At 65.8% G+C, this 17,675-nt stretch carries 20 protein-coding genes; 5 read left to right on the plus strand and 15 right to left on the minus strand.

Going from position 1 to position 17,675, the window contains the following annotated elements; translation table 11 throughout:
- Positions 1-28 precede the first annotated feature (28 nt).
- The 5 genes from RMP10_RS15875 to RMP10_RS15895 form a co-directional block, all read right to left on the minus strand.
- Positions 29-562, minus strand: a complete 534-nt coding sequence (locus RMP10_RS15875) for a sigma-70 family RNA polymerase sigma factor (RefSeq protein ID WP_309673118.1) — start codon at positions 560-562, stop codon at positions 29-31.
- Positions 563-660: 98 nt separating this feature from the next.
- Positions 661-3,531, minus strand: coding sequence for a protein kinase (locus RMP10_RS15880; protein ID WP_310571160.1), 2,871 nt, complete (start codon positions 3,529-3,531; stop codon positions 661-663).
- Between the two features lie 55 nt (positions 3,532-3,586).
- Positions 3,587-4,816: a tRNA guanosine(34) transglycosylase Tgt gene (locus RMP10_RS15885; RefSeq protein ID WP_310571161.1), complete on the minus strand. Its 1,230-nt coding sequence runs from the start codon at positions 4,814-4,816 to the stop codon at positions 3,587-3,589.
- On the minus strand, positions 4,813-5,439 hold the full coding sequence (locus RMP10_RS15890; protein WP_310571162.1) for an HD domain-containing protein: 627 nt from the start codon (positions 5,437-5,439) through the stop codon (positions 4,813-4,815). Before RMP10_RS15890 ends, RMP10_RS15885 begins: the two co-directional genes overlap by 4 nt.
- A complete protein-coding gene (locus RMP10_RS15895) occupies positions 5,436-6,011 on the minus strand; it encodes a VTT domain-containing protein (RefSeq protein WP_309670796.1) in 576 nt (191 codons plus the stop codon). The genes RMP10_RS15890 and RMP10_RS15895 overlap by 4 nt, the downstream gene beginning before the upstream one ends.
- 51 nt (positions 6,012-6,062) lie before the next feature.
- Between RMP10_RS15895 and RMP10_RS15900 the strand changes: the two genes are divergently transcribed.
- Positions 6,063-7,253, plus strand: a complete 1,191-nt coding sequence (locus tag RMP10_RS15900; RefSeq protein WP_310571163.1) for a phosphodiester glycosidase family protein — start codon at positions 6,063-6,065, stop codon at positions 7,251-7,253.
- A gap of 205 nt (positions 7,254-7,458) precedes the next feature.
- Here the strand turns inward: RMP10_RS15900 and RMP10_RS15905 are convergent, their stop codons facing one another.
- The 10 genes from RMP10_RS15905 to RMP10_RS15950 form a co-directional block, all read right to left on the minus strand.
- On the minus strand, positions 7,459-7,752 hold the full coding sequence (locus RMP10_RS15905) for a YciI family protein (RefSeq protein ID WP_310571164.1): 294 nt from the start codon (positions 7,750-7,752) through the stop codon (positions 7,459-7,461).
- 64 nt (positions 7,753-7,816) lie between these two features.
- Positions 7,817-8,650, minus strand: a complete 834-nt coding sequence (locus RMP10_RS15910) for a carboxypeptidase-like regulatory domain-containing protein (RefSeq protein WP_310571165.1) — start codon at positions 8,648-8,650, stop codon at positions 7,817-7,819.
- A 22-nt stretch (positions 8,651-8,672) separates the two neighbouring features.
- Positions 8,673-9,143 (minus strand): Fe-S cluster assembly sulfur transfer protein SufU, encoded by a 471-nt coding sequence (sufU, locus tag RMP10_RS15915; protein ID WP_310571166.1) that lies wholly within the window; start codon positions 9,141-9,143, stop codon positions 8,673-8,675.
- 13 nt (positions 9,144-9,156) lie between these two features.
- Complete coding sequence (locus RMP10_RS15920) at positions 9,157-10,383, minus strand: SufS family cysteine desulfurase (protein WP_310571167.1); 1,227 nt, start codon at positions 10,381-10,383, stop codon at positions 9,157-9,159.
- A 48-nt stretch (positions 10,384-10,431) separates the two neighbouring features.
- Positions 10,432-10,764 carry a non-heme iron oxygenase ferredoxin subunit gene (locus tag RMP10_RS15925; protein ID WP_309670802.1) on the minus strand — a complete coding sequence of 111 codons (333 nt, stop codon included), beginning with the start codon at positions 10,762-10,764 and terminating at the stop codon, positions 10,432-10,434.
- Positions 10,761-11,264, minus strand: coding sequence for a Fe-S cluster assembly sulfur transfer protein SufU (gene sufU / locus RMP10_RS15930; RefSeq protein ID WP_310571168.1), 504 nt, complete (start codon positions 11,262-11,264; stop codon positions 10,761-10,763). The genes RMP10_RS15925 and sufU (RMP10_RS15930) overlap by 4 nt, the downstream gene beginning before the upstream one ends.
- Positions 11,265-11,306: 42 nt before the next feature.
- Positions 11,307-12,650, minus strand: coding sequence for a Fe-S cluster assembly protein SufD (gene sufD / locus RMP10_RS15935; RefSeq protein ID WP_310571169.1), 1,344 nt, complete (start codon positions 12,648-12,650; stop codon positions 11,307-11,309).
- Positions 12,647-13,393 carry a Fe-S cluster assembly ATPase SufC gene (gene sufC / locus RMP10_RS15940; RefSeq protein WP_309670805.1) on the minus strand — a complete coding sequence of 249 codons (747 nt, stop codon included), beginning with the start codon at positions 13,391-13,393 and terminating at the stop codon, positions 12,647-12,649. The genes sufD and sufC overlap by 4 nt, the downstream gene beginning before the upstream one ends.
- A 102-nt stretch (positions 13,394-13,495) precedes the next feature.
- Positions 13,496-14,929 carry a Fe-S cluster assembly protein SufB gene (sufB, locus tag RMP10_RS15945; protein ID WP_310571170.1) on the minus strand — a complete coding sequence of 478 codons (1,434 nt, stop codon included), beginning with the start codon at positions 14,927-14,929 and terminating at the stop codon, positions 13,496-13,498.
- Positions 14,926-15,612, minus strand: a complete 687-nt coding sequence (locus RMP10_RS15950; RefSeq protein ID WP_309670807.1) for a winged helix-turn-helix transcriptional regulator — start codon at positions 15,610-15,612, stop codon at positions 14,926-14,928. Before RMP10_RS15950 ends, sufB begins: the two co-directional genes overlap by 4 nt.
- A gap of 256 nt (positions 15,613-15,868) precedes the next feature.
- On the opposite strand from RMP10_RS15950, the gene RMP10_RS15955 reads away from it, so the two are divergent.
- The 4 genes from RMP10_RS15955 (at position 15,869) to RMP10_RS15970 (ending at position 17,646) form a co-directional block, all read left to right on the plus strand.
- Positions 15,869-16,282 (plus strand): hypothetical protein, encoded by a 414-nt coding sequence (locus tag RMP10_RS15955; RefSeq protein ID WP_309670808.1) that lies wholly within the window; start codon positions 15,869-15,871, stop codon positions 16,280-16,282.
- Positions 16,279-16,950 carry a M23 family metallopeptidase gene (locus RMP10_RS15960; protein WP_310571171.1) on the plus strand — a complete coding sequence of 224 codons (672 nt, stop codon included), beginning with the start codon at positions 16,279-16,281 and terminating at the stop codon, positions 16,948-16,950. The genes RMP10_RS15955 and RMP10_RS15960 overlap by 4 nt, the downstream gene beginning before the upstream one ends.
- Positions 16,934-17,284, plus strand: coding sequence for a YhbY family RNA-binding protein (locus RMP10_RS15965; protein WP_310571172.1), 351 nt, complete (start codon positions 16,934-16,936; stop codon positions 17,282-17,284). The genes RMP10_RS15960 and RMP10_RS15965 overlap by 17 nt, the downstream gene beginning before the upstream one ends.
- A 98-nt stretch (positions 17,285-17,382) precedes the next feature.
- Entirely contained in the window at positions 17,383-17,646 is a 264-nt protein-coding gene (locus RMP10_RS15970; protein ID WP_171227231.1) for a ferredoxin family protein, read from the plus strand.
- Positions 17,647-17,675: the final 29 nt, after the last annotated feature.

The raw sequence follows: 17,675 nt of genomic DNA on the forward strand, positions 1-17,675 counted from the left end.
GGGCGTCAGTCCGCTGTCCGTCCTCTCGTTATGCGACATCGACTCCTCCCTGTGCGTCGCGCTCGCGAACGAGCGACTCGTAGATGTCCACCAGGCGGCGTCGGGCGCGCGAGAGCGTCGTGCCCACGGATCCCACCGACAGGCCAAGCGTGGCGGCAATTTCGTGATAGTCGAGTCCTTCTTCGCGCAGCAGCAACGCCGCGCGGTCTTTCTCGCCGAGGGCATCGATGGCCGATCGTGCGAACGCCTGCTCGCGCAGCTGATCCTGCTGCTGCTCGCGCGTGATCGATTCGTGCTCGATCGTCAGCGTCTGCGATTCGTCGGCCCGCAATGCTTCGAGATGGCGACGGCGTCGTACGTCACGCCGCCCTTCGTCGCGGACCAGGTTCGTGGCCACGGAAAAGAGCCACGAGCGTTCATTCGTGAGCGGCAAATGCCGCATGGCGCGGAGAAAGGTCTCCTGCGCGAGTTCGTCGGCGAGATCACGATCGCCCAGTCGTCGCGCGAGGTAGCGCACGATCGGCTGGTGATAGTCGCGGAACAGTCGGTCGATGTCGTCCATCGCCTCGGGAGCTGGGGGTTCACGAGTTGGACGCCGGTGCGGCAAAAACTTGCACACGCCCGGTCAGGAGCCGGACCGACCCGGTGCTAGTTCCGCTGCTAGCCCCGCTTCTGCTCCAGTCGCGCGATGCGCTCCCTCACGTCCTGTACCACCGGCTGCAGCGTGGGGTCCGCGTCCTTCCACAGTTCCACGAAGTCGCGATAGCGGCGGACGGCCTGCGCCACGTTGCCGCGCTCCTCGTACAGCTCACCCAGTCGCTTCAGGGCGCGGGCGCGCTCGAACACGTCTTCCCCCCAGCGATTCTCCGGGTCGTGACTCGCCAGCATACGCTCGTAGATCGCCACCACGGAATCGCGCTGGCCGAGCGCGTCGTAAGAGCGGGCCAACGCGCCGGAGCCGCAGATGACGCAAAACATCTCGGCGCCGACCAAGCGGCGGAACGCCCGCACGGCATCGGCTGGCCGACCTTCCGCCAGCGCGATCTCGCCGCTGATCCAGAGACGCCAGGTGGTATCACGCGGCAGCAACGGCTCCGCCGAGGCCAGCAACCGTCGCGCCTGCGCCACGTTGCCCGCTCGCGCATGCGCAAACGCCCGATACAACGTCTTCTGGTCCTCCAGCGGCGTCTTTGAACGCGCAATCGCGGCATCCAGCTTGGCCAGACGCGTCCGAGCACCCACGCTGTCGTCGAGCGCCACGATGCGCGCTTCGGCGATGTTGGCCTCTCCCTCGAACAGCGCGGACGGATCGACCTTCGCGGCCATCGCCTCGAGCAACCCGGTGATGTCCCGCTCCGCCGCGCTGAGTTGCCCGCGCATCAACTGCAGCCGGAACCGCTGTGAACTCACAGGTCCTGCAATGTCGATGTCGGGCTTGGTGGTGAGAATACTGTCGAGCCGTTTCGCCACCGACGTGTACTCGCCCGCTGACACCGCGCGGTCATTCGCCACCACGATCGGTGTGCGTGGCGAGGGCACGCTCGACATCGTGCGCCGGAGCGAATCCACCAGGGCCGCATCGCCACGCGCGAGCGCGGCGTCGTACAACATTTCCCACGGTGCGACGGCGCCCGGACGGCTGGCGATCGCGGCGCGCAGCAGTGGCTCCGCCTCGGCGTAACGCCCGCGTCCGATCATCAACCGGCCCAGGTTGTTCAGCGCCGCATAGTTCGTGGGTTCGATCGCCAGCAGCGCCTTGTGCGCCGCCATCTCCTCCGTGAATTCCCCACGCGACGAGTGATAGCGCGACTCGATCTTGAGCCGTTCGACCGGGGGCAGTTTGCTGCGCAAGTTGAACGCCCGGAGCACGGCGCGATCACGATCGGCGCGCCGCACGCCCATGTTGCTAAGCGTCGTCGAGAGTCCGCTCCACGCACTGGCAAAGGTACTGTCGATCTGCAGCGCCTTCTCGTATTGCTGCGAGCCGAGAAACTGTTCGCCGTTACGCATGTACTCCGTGGCCGCCGAGTAGGCCACCAGCGCCTCGATCGACGACGTCGTCACCGACGGCAGCGCGGGGCTGGCCTTCAACGACGCCACCGACTCACCGGCCTGCTCACGCAGCGCCTTCGACAACCGGTCGATCGCGTCGAGCAGTTCCGACGACGACTTCGCGGTTTCCCGCAGCGCGGCCACTTCGCTGCCATCGGCCACACTCACCAGTCGTGCGGTCAACGCGTACCCGGAACCCAGCGGCCGCAGCGCGCCGGTCACGAAGGCCTTCGCACCGGTGCGTCTGCCCAAGTCGCGCGCCAGACTGTCGGTCAGCTCGGCATCCGCGGCCACGCGCATCGTCTGCAGCGTGCTCGCCACCAGCTGCGGCTCGGCCACGCGTAGCTTCGGCGACTGCTGTAAGTCGATGCGCAGCGCTTCGGTCACGGCGCGCGAGTAGGACGAATCCTTCGCCTCGTGCGCGAACGACGCGACGACGAGGAGATCGCGCTCCACCGGAACGCCGGCCGAGCCAGTGGAACCACCTTTGATCAACAGCCACGTGGCCGCACCCGCCGCCGCCAGGGCTACGCCGAGGAACGCGAGGCCACGGCCACGCGACGTCGGGCGCGCACCCGGTGCGGCACCTGCGCCAGTGGTTTGCGAGGCAGGCGTCGTGACACCACCGGCCGTGTCGATCGCGTCCAGCGCTTCCAGCACCGCGTCCGCCGAGGCCGGGCGATCACTCACCTCTTTCGCCAGACACCGCATGAGCAGCGCATCGATCGTCGGCGGCAAGTCCGCGCGCAGTGTTCGAGGCGAGGCCGGCATGGTCTGCACCTGCGACGCGAGTGCGCGCGCCGGCGTCATCCCGCCGAACGGAGAATTCCCCGTGAGCATCTCGTACGCTACAAGCGCGGTGGAGTACACGTCCGCTCGCGGATCGATCTCCGTCATGCCCGCCGCCTGCTCAGGCGCCATGTACGCCGGCGTGCCCACCACGAAGCCGATGCCGGTGAGTGCGGCCGATCCACCATCGGTACTGGTGGCCGATGCCACGGCTTTTGCGATACCGAAGTCGGTCACGACGGCATGACGACCACTCAGCAACACGTTGTCTGGCTTGATGTCGCGGTGCACCACGCCGGCCTTGTGGGCGTACGACAGCGCGTCGAGCATGTCACGCCACACGGTCACGGCTTCGCGCACGCTCATGGGGCCCGCGCTCATCCGACCGCGCAGTGTATCGCCGTCGACATACGGCATCGAGTACCACAGTGTGTCCGCATCTTCGCCGGTAGCAAGCACCGGCACGATATGTGGGTGCTGCAACCGCGCGACGAACTGCACTTCACGACGGAACCGGTCGGTGTTCACCGTCGCTGCCATATCCGGCGGCAGCACTTTCAACACGACGCGCCGGCCGAGCGCGAGCTCCTCCGCCACGAACACGCGACTCATGCCACCGCCTCCGAGCTCCCGCTCGATACGATAGCGGTCGCCCAGCTGGGCCCGGAGGTCGACTAGCAAATCGCTCATGGCCATAAAATAACGCCCGAACGACCGCGCCACGCGCTCAGGCTACGCGCCCTTGTTACGCGCCCTTGGCCCGGTAGCGCTCCAACCATGCCGTTGACCAGCTCTCGAACCGCTCGTCCCTGATCGCGGCACGGATCTGCTCCATCAGCCGCAACAGAAACGTCAGGTTGTGCAGCGCGAGCAGGCGCTGTCCCAACGGCTCTTCGTTGGCGTGCAGGTGCCGCAGATAGGCGCGATCGTAGTCGGTGCAGGCCGGGCAGGGGCATGCATCGGTGAGCGGCCGGCGGTCGGTGCGATGGCTGCTCTTTCGGATCGAGACTTTGCCGTCTTCGGTGAACACGGTGCCGTGCCGCCCCATCTTCGTTGGGGCCACGCAGTCGAACAGGTCCATGCCACGCCGCACGGCTTCGATCAGGTCGTCGGGGAAGCCGACGCCCATGAGGTAGCGCGGCTTGTCGCGCGGCAGCAGCGGCGCGCACGTATCGAACGTGGCGTACATGAGCGGCTTGGCTTCGCCCACGGACAATCCGCCCATGGCGATGCCGGCCCAGTCGCCCGTTTGCAGAATGCCGTTGATGGACGCCGTGCGCAGGTCGTCGCTGGTGCCGCCTTGAATGATCGGGAACAGCGCCTGTGGTGGCGCCATGCGCTCCTGTTCCGCGTCGCCGCCGTACATCGCCGGCGCGCCGTCAGGTACGGCGAACGGTGTGGCGGGCTCGCGCCCTTCGCGCTCGAGGCGGTCAAACTCGATCCGACAGCGCTCGAGCCAGCGCAGGCTGCGCTCCATCGCCGCCCGCGACGCCTCATGCTCGGCGCCACCTTCGATCAATTCGTCGAGCTGCATGATCACATCGGCGCCAAGATTGCGCTCGATCTGCATCACGCGCTCCGGCGTGTAATTGTGGCGCGAGCCGTCGACGATGCTCTTGAACGTTACGCCCTCTTCACGCACCTGCCGGAACTTGGCCAGCGAGAACACCTGATAGCCGCCGGAATCAGTGAGCATCGGGCCGCTGAAGCGCGAGAATGCGTGTAGTCCCCCCAGCGCGCGCACCATGCGGTCGCCCGGGTTGAGATACAGGTGGTACGCATTGGCGAGGAGCATCTGCGTCCCCATCGCGCGCATCTCGCGCATGTCGATGCCGCGCACGGCGGCGCGGGTTCCGACCGGCATGAACTCGGGCGTCTGTACCACGCCGTGCGGTGTCGTGAACCAGCCCAGCCGTGCCCCTTCGCGATCGTGCGACGCGCGGAACGAGAACTCCGGTGAACTCGTGATGCTCACGAGGCCTCGCCGGACACGGATCGTCGCGTCGCCACCTGCTCACGCGCGCGCTCGTGTGTCTCCGCATCCAGAACGCCGCGCAGCGCGGCAAGCACCGGATGATCCCGCGTGTACGCCGCGCCGTACCCGATGTTGAACAGAAAGTCGAAGTCCGCCGGCATCACACCCTGATTGTGCTGCAGGATCGTCTCGAGCTTGTCGAGGCCCTTGGCCAGTTTGGCTTCGGGGCTCGCCGCCGCTTCGTACTCATCCCACAGCGCCACGAGATCCGCCCGCACGGCGTCCGGCAATGGCTGCACCAGTTGCACCAGGTCCGCGCGCTCCTGCTCGGCCTTGTTCGGCAGCGACGCCTGCAGCGCGGCCGAGATGTCGCCACTGATCGCCTCGCCAAGATCATGCACGAGGCACATGCGCAGCAGCTTGCCCACGTCGATGCCCGGGAAGTGCTGTGCCAGCACCAACGCCATGAGGCAGAGCCGCCACGTGTGCGCGGCCACCGTTTCCTGTTGGCCGTTCGATGTCCACGACGTCCGCGTCATGTACTTCAGCGACTCGGCCGCTCGCAGAAACGCGAGCGTGCCCTGCAAATCGGCGCCCAGTGGCGACGCGGGAGCTTCACTCATGACGGCTTGGTTGACGACGAATCAGGAGGCGCGATGGGCGTGTGCTTGGTGAACTTCGACACCGCGTCGGCCCCACCGTGACGCACGAGCCACGCGAACAGCAATGTGCGCGAGAGACGCCCGGCGGCGAGTGCCAGCAGGAACTCCAAAAACGGTACACCGGCCGCGCCTGACGCGATGCTCGTGAGCTTGGTCGACAGCGGGGACATCGTACTGGCAAAGATCGCCCAGCCACCGTATTGCGCGATGGTGCCGCGGTACTCGGTGATCGACTCGGGGGTGAGCGCGAAGTAGCGCGACACCGGTCCCTCGAGCCACGACAGCGCCTCGGCACCGGCGAAGTACAGCGCGATGCTGCCGATCAACGTGCCGGCGGTGGCGATCAGGGCGTAGCGATAGGCGCGTTCCGGACGCGCGAGTGCCAACGGGAGGAAGAACAGGTCCGCGAAACCGGGGAAGACGCAGCCCTGCAGCAGTCCCCATCCGAATACCACGCTGTTCGACCATCCCGCATCAGCCCAGTGCTCGAGGCGCGCGTGCGTGCGCGCCAGCCAGGTCGACTCGCGTGACATAACGGGAATGATAACAGCGCAGACCGCGGGGTCGGCACGCATATTCCGCGCATGCGAATTCGCGCTCTCGTGTGGCCGCTGCTGACCGCCCTGCCGTTGCTCTCGGCCTGTCGCACCCTCGTGCCGGGCCGCGCGGCGCGGTTCCCCTTCGTGGTGTCGCCTCGTGTCGCCGACACCATCGACACCGAGGTGCTCTCCCACGCGGTGCGACTGCATCGCCTGGTGAACGTGAAGGCACCGTGGCGGGCGTGGGTGCTCGACGTGAACATGTCGGCCTGCGCCAGCGTGCAGGCGCTCAAGGGCGAGGCCACGGCCGTAGGGCGGAACACCACCAGCGTGCTGCTGTCGCGCCTGCCAGCCGCCTCGCACCCCATCGCGGCGGTGAACGCCGATTTCTTCCTGTTCGCGCCGCCGGGAGTGCTCACTAATGCGCACATCGAGCGCGGCACGGTGATCGCCGGCCCCGGCCCGAACGTGCTGCTGGGGTACGACGCGCAGCGCGGACTGTTCATCGATTCCGTGCGCGTGAGCGGTGCGGTCATGAGTGCACACGGCACGGTTGAACTCCAAACCTGGAATCGCCCTGCCGCCAATCGCGCGGGCTTGGTCGACGCGCATTGGGGCGTGCCGCTCGACACGCTGGTGCGCACGCGCGCGATGCGGCTCGACCCCATCGTGCCGGTGCGACAGGATACGAGCGCCGGCCGCTACATCGTGCGGGCCGCGCGAGCGAGCGACACGCTGGTGTTTGGCGACACGCTCGTGCTGATCGTACCGCCGGCCATGCGTGCGCGGGCGGTGGCCGGTGATACGGTCACCGTGCAGCGACGGCTCACGCCTTTTTGGCCGCGTGAATCCGTGGGTGGTCGCGGCGTGCTGCTCATCGACAGCGTGGTGGGCGCCGACGTAGATCGTGAAGGGAACGCGGGCTTTCAAGGGCTCAACCCACGCACGGCGGCCGGCATCGCGCGGGTGGGCAACTCGCAGCGCTTGCTGCTGGCCGTCATCGACGGACGTCAGCCCGGCTACAGCGTGGGGATGACGCTGCGGCAAACGGCCGAGCTGTTGCAGTCACTTGGTGCGCAGCGCGCGATCAATCTCGACGGCGGCGGGTCGTCAGCCATGGTTGTACGTGATAACGCCACGGGTGCGCTGCGTGTGCGCAACAAACCGTCCGATCCAACCGGCGAACGGCCGGTGGGGAACGCGCTGGCGGTGCTCGGCGTCTGCGCGGATCGATAGTCTGTAGGTTCACGCGAAGCTCGCGAAGAACGCGAAGGCACGCGAAGAACAGCAACAAGAAAAATTAGACAGCGTGGGCGACGGTCCCGCTTGGTCGCACCGCTGTTCTTCGCGCCCCTTCGCGGCCTTCGCGAGCTTCGCGTGAACCAGCAGACCGTCCGCCCAGTACGAACCGTCCGTACGCACACAACGCGGACGAAGCCGCCTACAGCGTGTCGAGCCCCTCTTTCCCGATCACCGGATTCCACGGCAACAGTTCATACTGCGCCAGCGCCAGGCGCGTGAATGGATCACCATTGCGGATGCGATCGAGTGCGGCCGGACCGTCGGCGTCGGGCACCCTCAGCAGCAATCCGCCGCCGACGCGGGGATCGAACGGTCCTGACGCGAGCAACAGCCCCTGCGTCTTGAGTTCCTTCAGGTAGGCCCGGTGCTCCTCGACATACGGAGCGATCTCTTCGAACGGGCGACGGTAGCGGATGATCGCGAGTGCGTACATAACGCGGAATGGAACGCCGTGCCTTTGCTGCGTCAACTGTTTCAGCGCTGCAGGATGAGTCGTGTTAGCGCTTGGTCCAGAGCACCAGCGCGCCGCAGGACGACGACCCAAGCCGGTTGAACTCCACCGGCAATTGCGCCGGCGTGTAGATCTCCGCCGCGACAATCGGGGGACCATCCCAGTTCGACACGTCGAACAACGGCCGATCGGGCTGGGTGTCGTAACGCAACACGCCATCGACCATCACCCGGACGTAGCAATTCGCCCGCGCGCCGCGCATCCGGTCGCTCCGGTCACCGCTGGGCAGTCCCCGGAACGAATTGCGTCCACGATTCCCGGTCGCCATGGCCAAGCTGCCCCCGTAGCCGATCAATCGCACCCCGGGCACGCGCTGGGCCACGCGTTGCGCCCAGTTCCGCGGATCCCCACCCGCCCACAACTCGGTGGAGTCCATGAACCGTCCGATCCCCATGCGGCGGCGGCTCTCGAAGTCACGCAGCCAGCGGGCCGTCGGGGAGGCGTCGGCACGTACGGCGACCTTCTCCAACTCCGTGGTATTCGGGCGCAACAAAATTTCGAGGCCGTCCAACCCGACGGCGGGAATGTCCAGGCTCACACTGAGCGACTGGTAGCCGACAGCCCGGATCTGCAACTGGCGACGCCCGATCGGCACGCTGCGGAGCACGAAGACACCTGCCGAGTCGGAGCGCGTGACGCGCTCGGTTCCCCCGATCACGATCTCCGCGCCGGCGATTGGCCGCTCGAGCGAATCGACGAGCACAACGCCGGAGATCGACGTCGTCTGCGCCGATGCCTCGCGGGTGCGGAGTGACAGCGTCACACCGAGCACAAGACCGAGCAACCCGATTCGAGACCAATCCAAGATGTCAAAGCGCATACCAGAAAAACTACTGCTAGATCTACCGCTTCGCCGTCAGCGCCTCGCGCAGTGCCTGCCACGGCAACATGGCGCACCCGTGACGCCCCGGAAACGGCGCCACGCCACGCAGCGGCGTGAGGGCGTCGGGCAACGGCTCGGGAGCGGCGTCCGCGCCGCTGGCGCCGCCAAGGTCAGGATGCAGCATGCGATCGACCGCGTCGGCCAGGGCCAGCGCCTCGCTCACGGAGAGCCCTCGCACCGCGTCGGTCATCATCGACGCCGATGCCGTGGCGATCGAGCAGCTGCGGCCGGTGAAGGCCACATCGCGCACCGCGTCGGATTCGAGCGAAACCATGACCGTGATGTCGTCACCGCACACCGGATTCTTGCGCGCGCCGACGGCGGTGGGCGATTCGATCACCCGCCGATTGTGTGGCGCGCGATGGTGCGCGAGCAGCGCGTCCTGGTACATGGCCGCAATGCTGGCGGTGAACGGAGCAGCGGTGCTCATCGGCGTTGCGCCTTCACTCGACCGTCGCGAAGAGCTGCTGCGCGGCGGTGAGGGCGCCTACGAGCGCCTCCACGTCACTGCCGTCGCTGTACACGTAGAAGCTGGCCCGCGCCGTGGCACTGACGCCGAGCCGCCGCATCAGCGGCTGTGCACAGTGGTGTCCGGCCCGGATGCACACGCCATGCTGATCGAGAATCGTGGCCAGGTCGTGCGGATGCACGTCGGCCAGCGAGAAACTGAGCACCCCGCTGCGCTGCGCCGCCGGCGGGCCGTACACGGTGACGCCCGGCAGGGCTCGCACACGGGCCTCAGCGGCCTCCAGCAGCGCGATCTCGTGGGCGCGCACCTTGGCCATGCCCAGACCGTCCAAATAGCGCACAGCGGCCGCCAGGGCCACCGCGTCGGCGGCGTTGGGGGTGCCAGCCTCGAACTTGTGCGGCAGCACATTCCACGTGCTGTCGGCGTCGCGGACCCACTCGATCATATCGCCACCGAACTGATACGGCGGCATGGCCTCCAGCAGCTTGCGACGCCCCACCAACACGCCGATACCCATCGGGCCGAGCAGCTTGTGGCCGCTGAACGCGTAGAAGTCGATATCGAGCGCATCGAAGTTGACGGCCAGGTGCGGCACGGCCTGCGCGCCGTCCACCACAATCACTGCCGCCGACCGCGAGCGCACGATGCGCACCACATCCTGCAGCGGCGTGATCGACCCCACCGCGTTCGACACGTGGGTGATCGCCACGATCTTGGTGCGCGCCCCGACGACATCGCGCAGCATGTCGAGATCGATCGTCTGCGTGGCGGTGAGCTCCACGATGCGCAGCGTGGAGCCGGTGCGCAGCGCGAGCTGCTGCCAGGGCACGAAGTTGGCGTGGTGCTCGATTGCCGACACCACGATCTCGTCGCCTGGCCCCACATGGGCGCCGCCCCAGCTCGATGCCACCAGATTCATCGATTCGGTGGTGCCGCGCGTGAAGATCAGACAGTCGGCGTCGGCTACGCCCACGAATCGCGCGATCGTCGCACGGGCATCGTGGTAGGCATCGGTGGCCAGCGCCGATAGCGCGTACGCGCCGCGGTGCGGATTGGCGTTCGACGTTTCGTAGAAGTGGCGCAGCGCATCGAGCATCGCCGCCGGCTTCTGCGACGTGGCCGCCGAGTCGAGGTAGTGTAAGGCCGGGTTGGCGGCGAGCAACGGAAAATCAGCGCGGGGCGCCAGAGACGCGATCGACATAAAACCTCTCGAATACGAACGGGCCACCAGCCTGCCACGCACGACGACCTACGTGCGACGCGGCCCGACAAAGACATCACCATCGGCGACCTGCACGGGATACGTGCCGAGATCGTCGGTGGATGGACCGGAGAGCACCGCGCCGGTGCGCACATCGAAGCGCGCGCCATGCCACGGACACTCGAGCACACACGGCTCCACCAGATCACCACCGGAGATCGCGAAGTCCCGATGCGGACAGCGATCGTCCACCGCGTGCACGGTGTCCCCGTCGCGCACCAGACACACCCGCCGGCCGTCAGTCATCACCACACCCAGCGGAAGTCCTGCCTCGATCTCCCGCCACGCCGCCGCACGAACAAACCCGTCGGGCACGCTCACGCGTCGGTACTGAGCGACGACACCGCATCAGTCGGCCCGTCGTCCAGCGCCGCCTTGAGCGTATGCCACGCCAGCGAGGCACACTTCACCCGCACCGGAAAGCGCGACACCCCCGAAAAGACCACGAGCTGTCCCAGATCCTTCCCGCCGCCGGCATCCTGCCCGAGCACCAACGCGTGGAAACGCGCGAACAGCGTCTCCGCCTCCTCTCGCGTCTTGCCCTTCACCGCCGCCGTCATCAGCGAGGCCGACGCCTTCGAAATCGCGCAGCCGTGGCCCGTGAACTTCACCTCGGTGATCACGTCGCCGTCCACATGCAACGCCACATGGACTTCATCACCGCACAACGGATTCTTGCCGTCCGCCGCGCGGTTCGAACCCTCGAGCACACCGAAATTCCGCGGCTTGCGATTGTGGTCGAGAATGACCGATTGATAAAGTTCTTGTAGGTCTGACAACGAAGTAGGGAGTAGGGAGTCGGGGGTATGGGGAAAGCGCATGGAGTACTCCGTACCCCCTACCCCGTACCCCGTACTTCGCAGTTAATGGTGCACAGCACCAGTAAACCGCACCATCGTCAGCTGCTCCAGCGCTTCCTTCACCGCGTCGTTCTCGATCGTCTCGAGCACATCGGCCGCAAAGGCGTACATGAGCAACTGACGCGCGAGCAGCTGGCCTACGCCACGGCTTTTCAGGTAGAACAGCGACGTTTCGTCGATGCGTCCTACCGTGGCGCCGTGCGTGCACTTCACATCATCCGCGAAGATCTCGAGCTGCGGCTTGGTGTCGATCTGCGCGTCCTTCGACAGCAGTAGCGTGTTGTTGGTCTGCTTACCGTCGGTCTTCTGCGCTTCGGGATGCACGTAGACCTTCCCGTTGAACACGCCGTGCGACGCGTCGTCGAGCAGACCCTTGTACGCCTCGCGGCTGAAGCAGTTCGGCGCCACGTGCTCCACGCGCGTCTGGTGGTCACCGTGTTGCGCGCCGCCCAGCATATACAAGCCGTTCAGCGTCGTGCCGCAGCCTTCGCCGGCCAGCACGGTGAACACATTGCTGCGCGAGAGCGCCGCGCCCGTCTGGAACGTGAAGGCCATAAAGTGGCTATCGCGACCCTGACGCGCTTCCACGGTGCCCACATGAAACGCCGTGGGCGACTCCCGCTGAATGCGCAGCAGCTGCAGGGTGGCGCCGTCGTCCACCGATACTTCGACCACGGAATTCGTGAAGTACGACACGTCGGCCAGCGACACGTAACTCTCGATCACCGAGGCCTTCGCGTGACGCTCTGCCACCAACAGATGACGGGTGTTGCTCATCACGCCGGCGCCATTGGCGTCGGTCACGTGCAGGATGTGCACCGGCACGTCGGTCACCATCTCCTTCGCCACATGAATCAGCACGCCCTCGCCGGCGAACGCGGCGTTGAGCGCGCTGAAGCCATCGCGGTCGGCCGGAGCCGCCACGCCGAGGTGGCGCGCCAGCAACTCCGGCTCCTGCTGCGCGGCGGACGCCAGCGTCATCACCCGCACGCCGTCAGGCAGGGCGTTGATGTGTGAAAGCGCCGGCGCGTAGCGGCCGTTCAGGAACACGATCAATGGCCACGTGCCACCGAACGTGTACGGCTCGAGCGCCGTGGCGTCGAGCGTGCCCACGGCACGATCCTGCGCGGCGACGAACGGCGTGTTGGCGATCGCCGATACACTCGTGTACTTCCAGTCTTCACTGCGCGTGGTCGGGAAGCCAAGGCGCGCGAACGCCTCGGCGCCGGCGGCGCGCAACGTGGTGAGCGGGGCAGGGGCGCTTTCGACAGACGCCGCGGCGAACGCGCTGGCCTGCGCCTGCAAGGTCTGCGTGGCGCTCACCGGAGAGCTCACAGAAGCGCTCACGCCGCCTCCAACACCCAGTCGTATCCGCGGGCTTCGAGCTCCAGCGCCAGCGACTTGTCGCCCGACTTCACGATGCGGCCACCGGCCAGCACATGCACGTAGTCGGGCACGATGTAGTTGAGCAGACGCTGGTAGTGCGTGACCACGATCGCCGCATTGTCCGGACGCTTGAGCGCGTTCACGCCGTTCGCCACGATGCGCAGGGCATCGATGTCGAGACCGGAATCGGTTTCATCGAGGATCGACAGCATCGGCTGCAGCACGGCCATCTGCAGGATCTCGTTGCGCTTCTTCTCACCACCAGAGAAGCCCACGTTCACCGAGCGGCTCATCATGCTCACATCCATGTCCACCAGCTTGAGCTTCTCCTCGACGACGTCGAGGAACTCCATGGGATCGACTTCCTCGAGGCCCTTCGACTTGCGGATCTCGTTATAGGCGGCACGCAGGAAATACGCGTTGGTCACGCCCGGGATCTCGATCGGATACTGGAAGGCCAGGAACACACCGTGCTGCGCGCGCACTTCCGGTGCCAGCTCCAGCAGGTCCACACCGTTGTACGTCACCGAGCCGCCGGTCACTTCGTACGACGGATGGCCGGCCAGCACCTGCGCCAGCGTGCTCTTGCCCGAGCCGTTCGGTCCCATCACAGCATGCACTTCACCGGCGTTCACGGTGAGCGAGATACCCTTGAGAATCGGCTTGCCGTCGATGGCGGCGTGGAGATCGTTGATCTGCAACATAGAAAAGCGAAGTAGGGGGTAGGGAGTACGGGTAGGGAGTAGGAACAGCGGAGGGTCGGGGTAGGGAGTACTCCGTACTCCCTACCCCGTACTTCGCAGTTCCTATCCGACCGAACCTTCGAGCGTGATCCCGAGCAGCTGCTGCGCTTCGAGCGCGAACTCCATCGGCAGCTCCTTGAACACTTCCTTGCAGAACCCGCTCACGATCATCGACACGGCCTGTTCGGCGTCGAGCCCGCGCGCCTTGAGGTAGAAGATCTGATCTTCGCCGATCTTGCTCGTGCTGGCTTCGTGCTCGAGAATGGCGCTGTTGTTCCCCACCTCGACGTACGGGAACGTGTGCGCGCCGCAGGCATTGCCTACCAGCATCGAGTCGCACTGCGTGTAATTGCGCGCGCCCTCGGCCTTGGGCAGAATCTGCACCTTGCCGCGGTAGCTGTTCTGGCCCTTCATCGCCGAGATGCCCTTCGACACGATGGTCGACTTCGTGTTGCGGCCGATGTGGATCATCTTCGTGCCCGTGTCGGCCTGCTGCATCTTGCTCGCCACGGCCACCGAGTAGAACTCGCCGACGCTGTTGTCGCCCTGCAGGATCACGCTCGGATACTTCCACGTGATCGCCGAGCCGGTCTCGACCTGCGTCCACGACACCTTCGCATTCGCCATCGCCTTGGCGCGCTTGGTGACGAAATTGTAGATGCCACCCAGGCCATTCTCGTCGCCGGCGTACCAGTTCTGCACCGTGCTGTACTTCACGGTCGCGCCATCGAGCGCGATGATCTCCACGATGGCCGCGTGCAGCTGGTTGGTGTCGCGCTTGGGCGCGGTGCAGCCTTCCAGATAGCTCACGTAGGAGCCTTCGTCAGCAATGATCAGGGTGCGCTCGAACTGACCCGTCTCCGCCGCGTTGATGCGGAAGTACGTGCTGAGATCCATCGGACAGCGCACGCCCTTCGGGATGTAGCAGAAGGAGCCATCGGAGAACACCGCGCTGTTCAGCGCGGCGAAGAAGTTGTCGCTGTAGGGCACGACCGAGCCGAGGTACTTCTGTACCAGCTCCGGATGCTCACGCACGGCTTCGCCGAACGACATGAAGATGATGCCGAACTTGGCCAACTCTTCCTTGTAGGTCGTGCCCACCGACACCGAGTCGATGACGGCATCGACGGCCACGCCATTCATGCGCTTTTGTTCGCTCAGCGAGATACCGAGCTTGTTGTACATGTCCAGCAGCTGCGGATCAACTTCGTCGAGTGACGCCAACGGCTTCACCGACGTCGGCGCCGAGTAGTAGCTCGCGGCCTGATAGTCGATGGGCGGATACGTCACGTTGCCCCAATGCGGCTCGGTCATCGTGAGCCAGCGGCGGAACGCCTTCAGGCGCCAGTCGAGCAGCCACTGGGGCTCGCCCTTCTTCGCCGAAATGAAGCGGACCGTGTCTTCCGACAGACCGGGCGGGAGCGTCTCCGCCTCGAAATCCGTCGTGAAGCCGTACTGGTACTCGCGATTGACCAGCGACTCGATGGTCGAACTCATGCCTGCTCCTGTTTCTCAGCCAAAAGGTGGCTCAACACGCCGTATTCACATCGGCCGCAGCCATCCTTCCGATGCGCACTGCGCACCAGAGGAACGCCCAGCAGCCGCTCCACGAACTTTGCTTCCGCCGCACACGCTTCAGGGAACCGTTCGGCGATTTCACGCACCGCACAATTATGAATGCGCAGCGTGGTCACAGCGGGTTCCCCGTCGGCGCGGTCGACCTGCACCGCCTCTGCCATATAACCTTTGGCCGTCAACAGCTCGGCCACCAACGGCATGCGCTCCTCGAGCGGCAATGCATTCAGCACCGGCCCGGCCTCGTCGGCCAGCCGATTCCACTCCGATTCCAGCACACCAGCCACCGCCGCTGTTCCCTGCTCGGCTCGCAGCGCATCGAGCGCCGTGGCGAGCACCGAGACGTAGCTGCGCGGAAAGAGGGCTTCACCGGCCGGCGTGAGCGAGTACGCGAACACCGGCGCACCGACGCCATGCACCGCGCGCTCGTAGCGCACCAGACCATCCTCTTCGAGCGCCTTGAGGTAGCGACGGAGCCCGTTCGCCGTGAGGCCGAACTGTTGCCCGAGCTCGTGCGCCGACAGCGGCTGCGCCTTCTTCAGCGCCACCAACAACTCGGCACGCACCCCCCGAAAGCCCCCCAGTGCTCCGATCACATCCTGCATGAGGGACAGTATAACTCGGCTTTGATCATTACGTCAACGAATCTGTTGACGAATTGCTGCACCGGTGGTTCCTCCAGGCGTTCTCAACCGGAAATCTCAGCGGACGACGCCTGAGCCACGTATGCTCGCGAGTCGCCGAAAGAAGAAAATTCATCCGCAGCATCGCGCGGACGCGGCGAAACGAGTAGCATATCGATGTTGCGCGATTGCACGCAGCCCCTTCTGAACGCCGTCCCCACCGGAGGCATCGAACGTCGTGCGTCTGACTGTTATCGTTGCCGTTGTGGTGCTGATTATTGGACTGATCGCCCTGATTCGCGCGCAGCGCATCAATCAGGCGTCGATCGAACGCGACGGGCTGTCGCGCTTCCGTGATGCGTTCCGGGGTCGCTATCCCGAGCTGCTCCTCTCGCAGGTGTACGCGTATCTCGCCGAGCGCCATGGCGCCGTGGCGCCGCACTACATCGTGAATCCCAACGACAATCTCGAGCACGAATACGGCCTGATCGATCTTGATCTCGAGGATGCCGTTCTGGTGATCGCCGATCGTGCCGGGGCGCGTCTGCCGCGCGCGAACGAACTCGATGAGCTGAAGGTCAAGGTGCGCTCGGTGGACGATCTTTTACGCTACCTCGAGCCATTCTTCCGCCCGGAAGTGGTCAAGGGGTGAGTGTGGGGCGCGCGCCGGCCCCGTCCCCGACCCGGTTGGCGACTGCGGTGGCGCTGCTGTTGATGATGGCCGCCTGCTCGTCATCGCACACCGCCCGACCGGCCCTCGAGCCATTGCCGGCGGCCGCCCGGTCCCCAGTGGCCGCGTCGGGCCCGATAGGCCCGACGCCATCCCACGTCGGCCCGCTCGATGCGCGGGTCAGCGACGAGGACCTTGCCGCCCTCTGGCAGCGCCAATTGATGGTGCCGGTGGAGGGGATTCCGCGCGGTACGCTCCGGGACAATTTCACGGCCAAGCGCACCGTGGGCATTCACGGGGCGCTCGATATCCTTGCCCCGCGCTATTCCGCCGTCGTGGCCTCCGATGACCTCATCATCGGGCGTCTGTTCTCGGGGCCGGTAGGCGGCATCGTGATCTACGCGTACGACCCGGCGCAGCGATTCGTGTATTACTACGCCCATCTCCAGCGGTACCGGAAAGGGCTCGCGGTGGGCGACCGAGTCGCCAAGGGGTCGGTGATCGGCTACGTTGGAACGACGGGCAATGCACCACCGGATACGCCGCATCTCCATTTTCAGGTGATGAAGCGGGTCGTGGGGCGCGCATGGTGGGACGGTCCCGCCATCAACCCGTTTTCGTTTTTTGCGCTCGATGCCCTGCGTCCATGACGTCGGCTCGCCGGCGCTCGAGGGATTCATGAGCATGAAGGGCAAGGACCGTGCGGCGTTGCGCGCGGAAGCACACCATTTGAGCGTGCAAGTGCATATCGGTCACGCCGGGCTTACGCCGGCGCTGCTCGCCAGTCTCAATGACGTGTTGCGCACGCATGAATTGGTGAAGGTGCAGGTGGCCAAGGCTGGGGATCTCACGGCGAAGGACGCCGCCCGTGACGCGGCGGAACGCGCGCGCGCCGAGGTGATTCAGGTGATCGGCCGGACGTTCACGCTCTATCGCGAGAATCCCGAGCTGAAGCGCGGCGAATTGCCGCCCTGGCGCGGATAAGTTCCCGCGAATTTCGCGCTTGTCGCGCGTGCACGGTCGAGTATCTTCCCTTCTCAATCGCCGCCATTCCTGGTCGCGTCGGACCCGAGACTTCGCTCATGCCCTACGTCATTACTGAAGCCTGTATTTCCGTCAAGGACAAGTCGTGCGTGGACGTCTGCCCCGTGGATTGCATCTACGAGGGAGAGGACCAGCTCTACATCCATCCCGACGAGTGCATCGACTGCGGCGCCTGCGAGCCGGAGTGCCCTGTCACCGCGATCTTCCCTGAGGAAGACGTGCCCGTGCAGCTCAAGAGCTTCATCGGCAAGAACAAGGAAGTCTTCGCCGGACCGACTCCACCGGGACGCCCCACGCGCTAAGGCGTATGCACGATGATTGAAAAGCGGGC

This window comes from Gemmatimonas sp., from assembly GCF_031426495.1.
GTDB lineage: Bacteria > Gemmatimonadota > Gemmatimonadetes > Gemmatimonadales > Gemmatimonadaceae > Gemmatimonas.

What these genes read in the sequence shown, in the direction of transcription:
- RMP10_RS15875 (WP_309673118.1), bottom strand. Translation starts at nt 562, where the DNA reads ATGGACGACATCGACCGACTGTTCCGCGACTATCACCAGCCGATCGTG.
- RMP10_RS15880 (WP_310571160.1), bottom strand. Translation starts at nt 3,531, where the DNA reads ATGAGCGATTTGCTAGTCGACCTCCGGGCCCAGCTGGGCGACCGCTAT.
- RMP10_RS15890 (WP_310571162.1), bottom strand. Translation starts at nt 5,439, where the DNA reads ATGAGTGAAGCTCCCGCGTCGCCACTGGGCGCCGATTTGCAGGGCACG.
- RMP10_RS15895 (WP_309670796.1), bottom strand. Translation starts at nt 6,011, where the DNA reads ATGTCACGCGAGTCGACCTGGCTGGCGCGCACGCACGCGCGCCTCGAG.
- RMP10_RS15900 (WP_310571163.1), top strand. Translation starts at nt 6,063, where the DNA reads ATGCGAATTCGCGCTCTCGTGTGGCCGCTGCTGACCGCCCTGCCGTTG.
- RMP10_RS15905 (WP_310571164.1), bottom strand. Translation starts at nt 7,752, where the DNA reads ATGTACGCACTCGCGATCATCCGCTACCGTCGCCCGTTCGAAGAGATC.
- RMP10_RS15910 (WP_310571165.1), bottom strand. Translation starts at nt 8,650, where the DNA reads ATGCGCTTTGACATCTTGGATTGGTCTCGAATCGGGTTGCTCGGTCTT.
- sufU (WP_310571166.1), bottom strand. Translation starts at nt 9,143, where the DNA reads ATGAGCACCGCTGCTCCGTTCACCGCCAGCATTGCGGCCATGTACCAG.
- RMP10_RS15920 (WP_310571167.1), bottom strand. Translation starts at nt 10,383, where the DNA reads ATGTCGATCGCGTCTCTGGCGCCCCGCGCTGATTTTCCGTTGCTCGCC.
- sufU (WP_310571168.1), bottom strand. Translation starts at nt 11,264, where the DNA reads ATGCGCTTTCCCCATACCCCCGACTCCCTACTCCCTACTTCGTTGTCA.
- sufC (WP_309670805.1), bottom strand. Translation starts at nt 13,393, where the DNA reads ATGTTGCAGATCAACGATCTCCACGCCGCCATCGACGGCAAGCCGATT.
- sufB (WP_310571170.1), bottom strand. Translation starts at nt 14,929, where the DNA reads ATGAGTTCGACCATCGAGTCGCTGGTCAATCGCGAGTACCAGTACGGC.
- RMP10_RS15950 (WP_309670807.1), bottom strand. Translation starts at nt 15,612, where the DNA reads ATGCAGGATGTGATCGGAGCACTGGGGGGCTTTCGGGGGGTGCGTGCC.
- RMP10_RS15965 (WP_310571172.1), top strand. Translation starts at nt 16,934, where the DNA reads ATGCCCTGCGTCCATGACGTCGGCTCGCCGGCGCTCGAGGGATTCATG.
- RMP10_RS15970 (WP_171227231.1), top strand. Translation starts at nt 17,383, where the DNA reads ATGCCCTACGTCATTACTGAAGCCTGTATTTCCGTCAAGGACAAGTCG.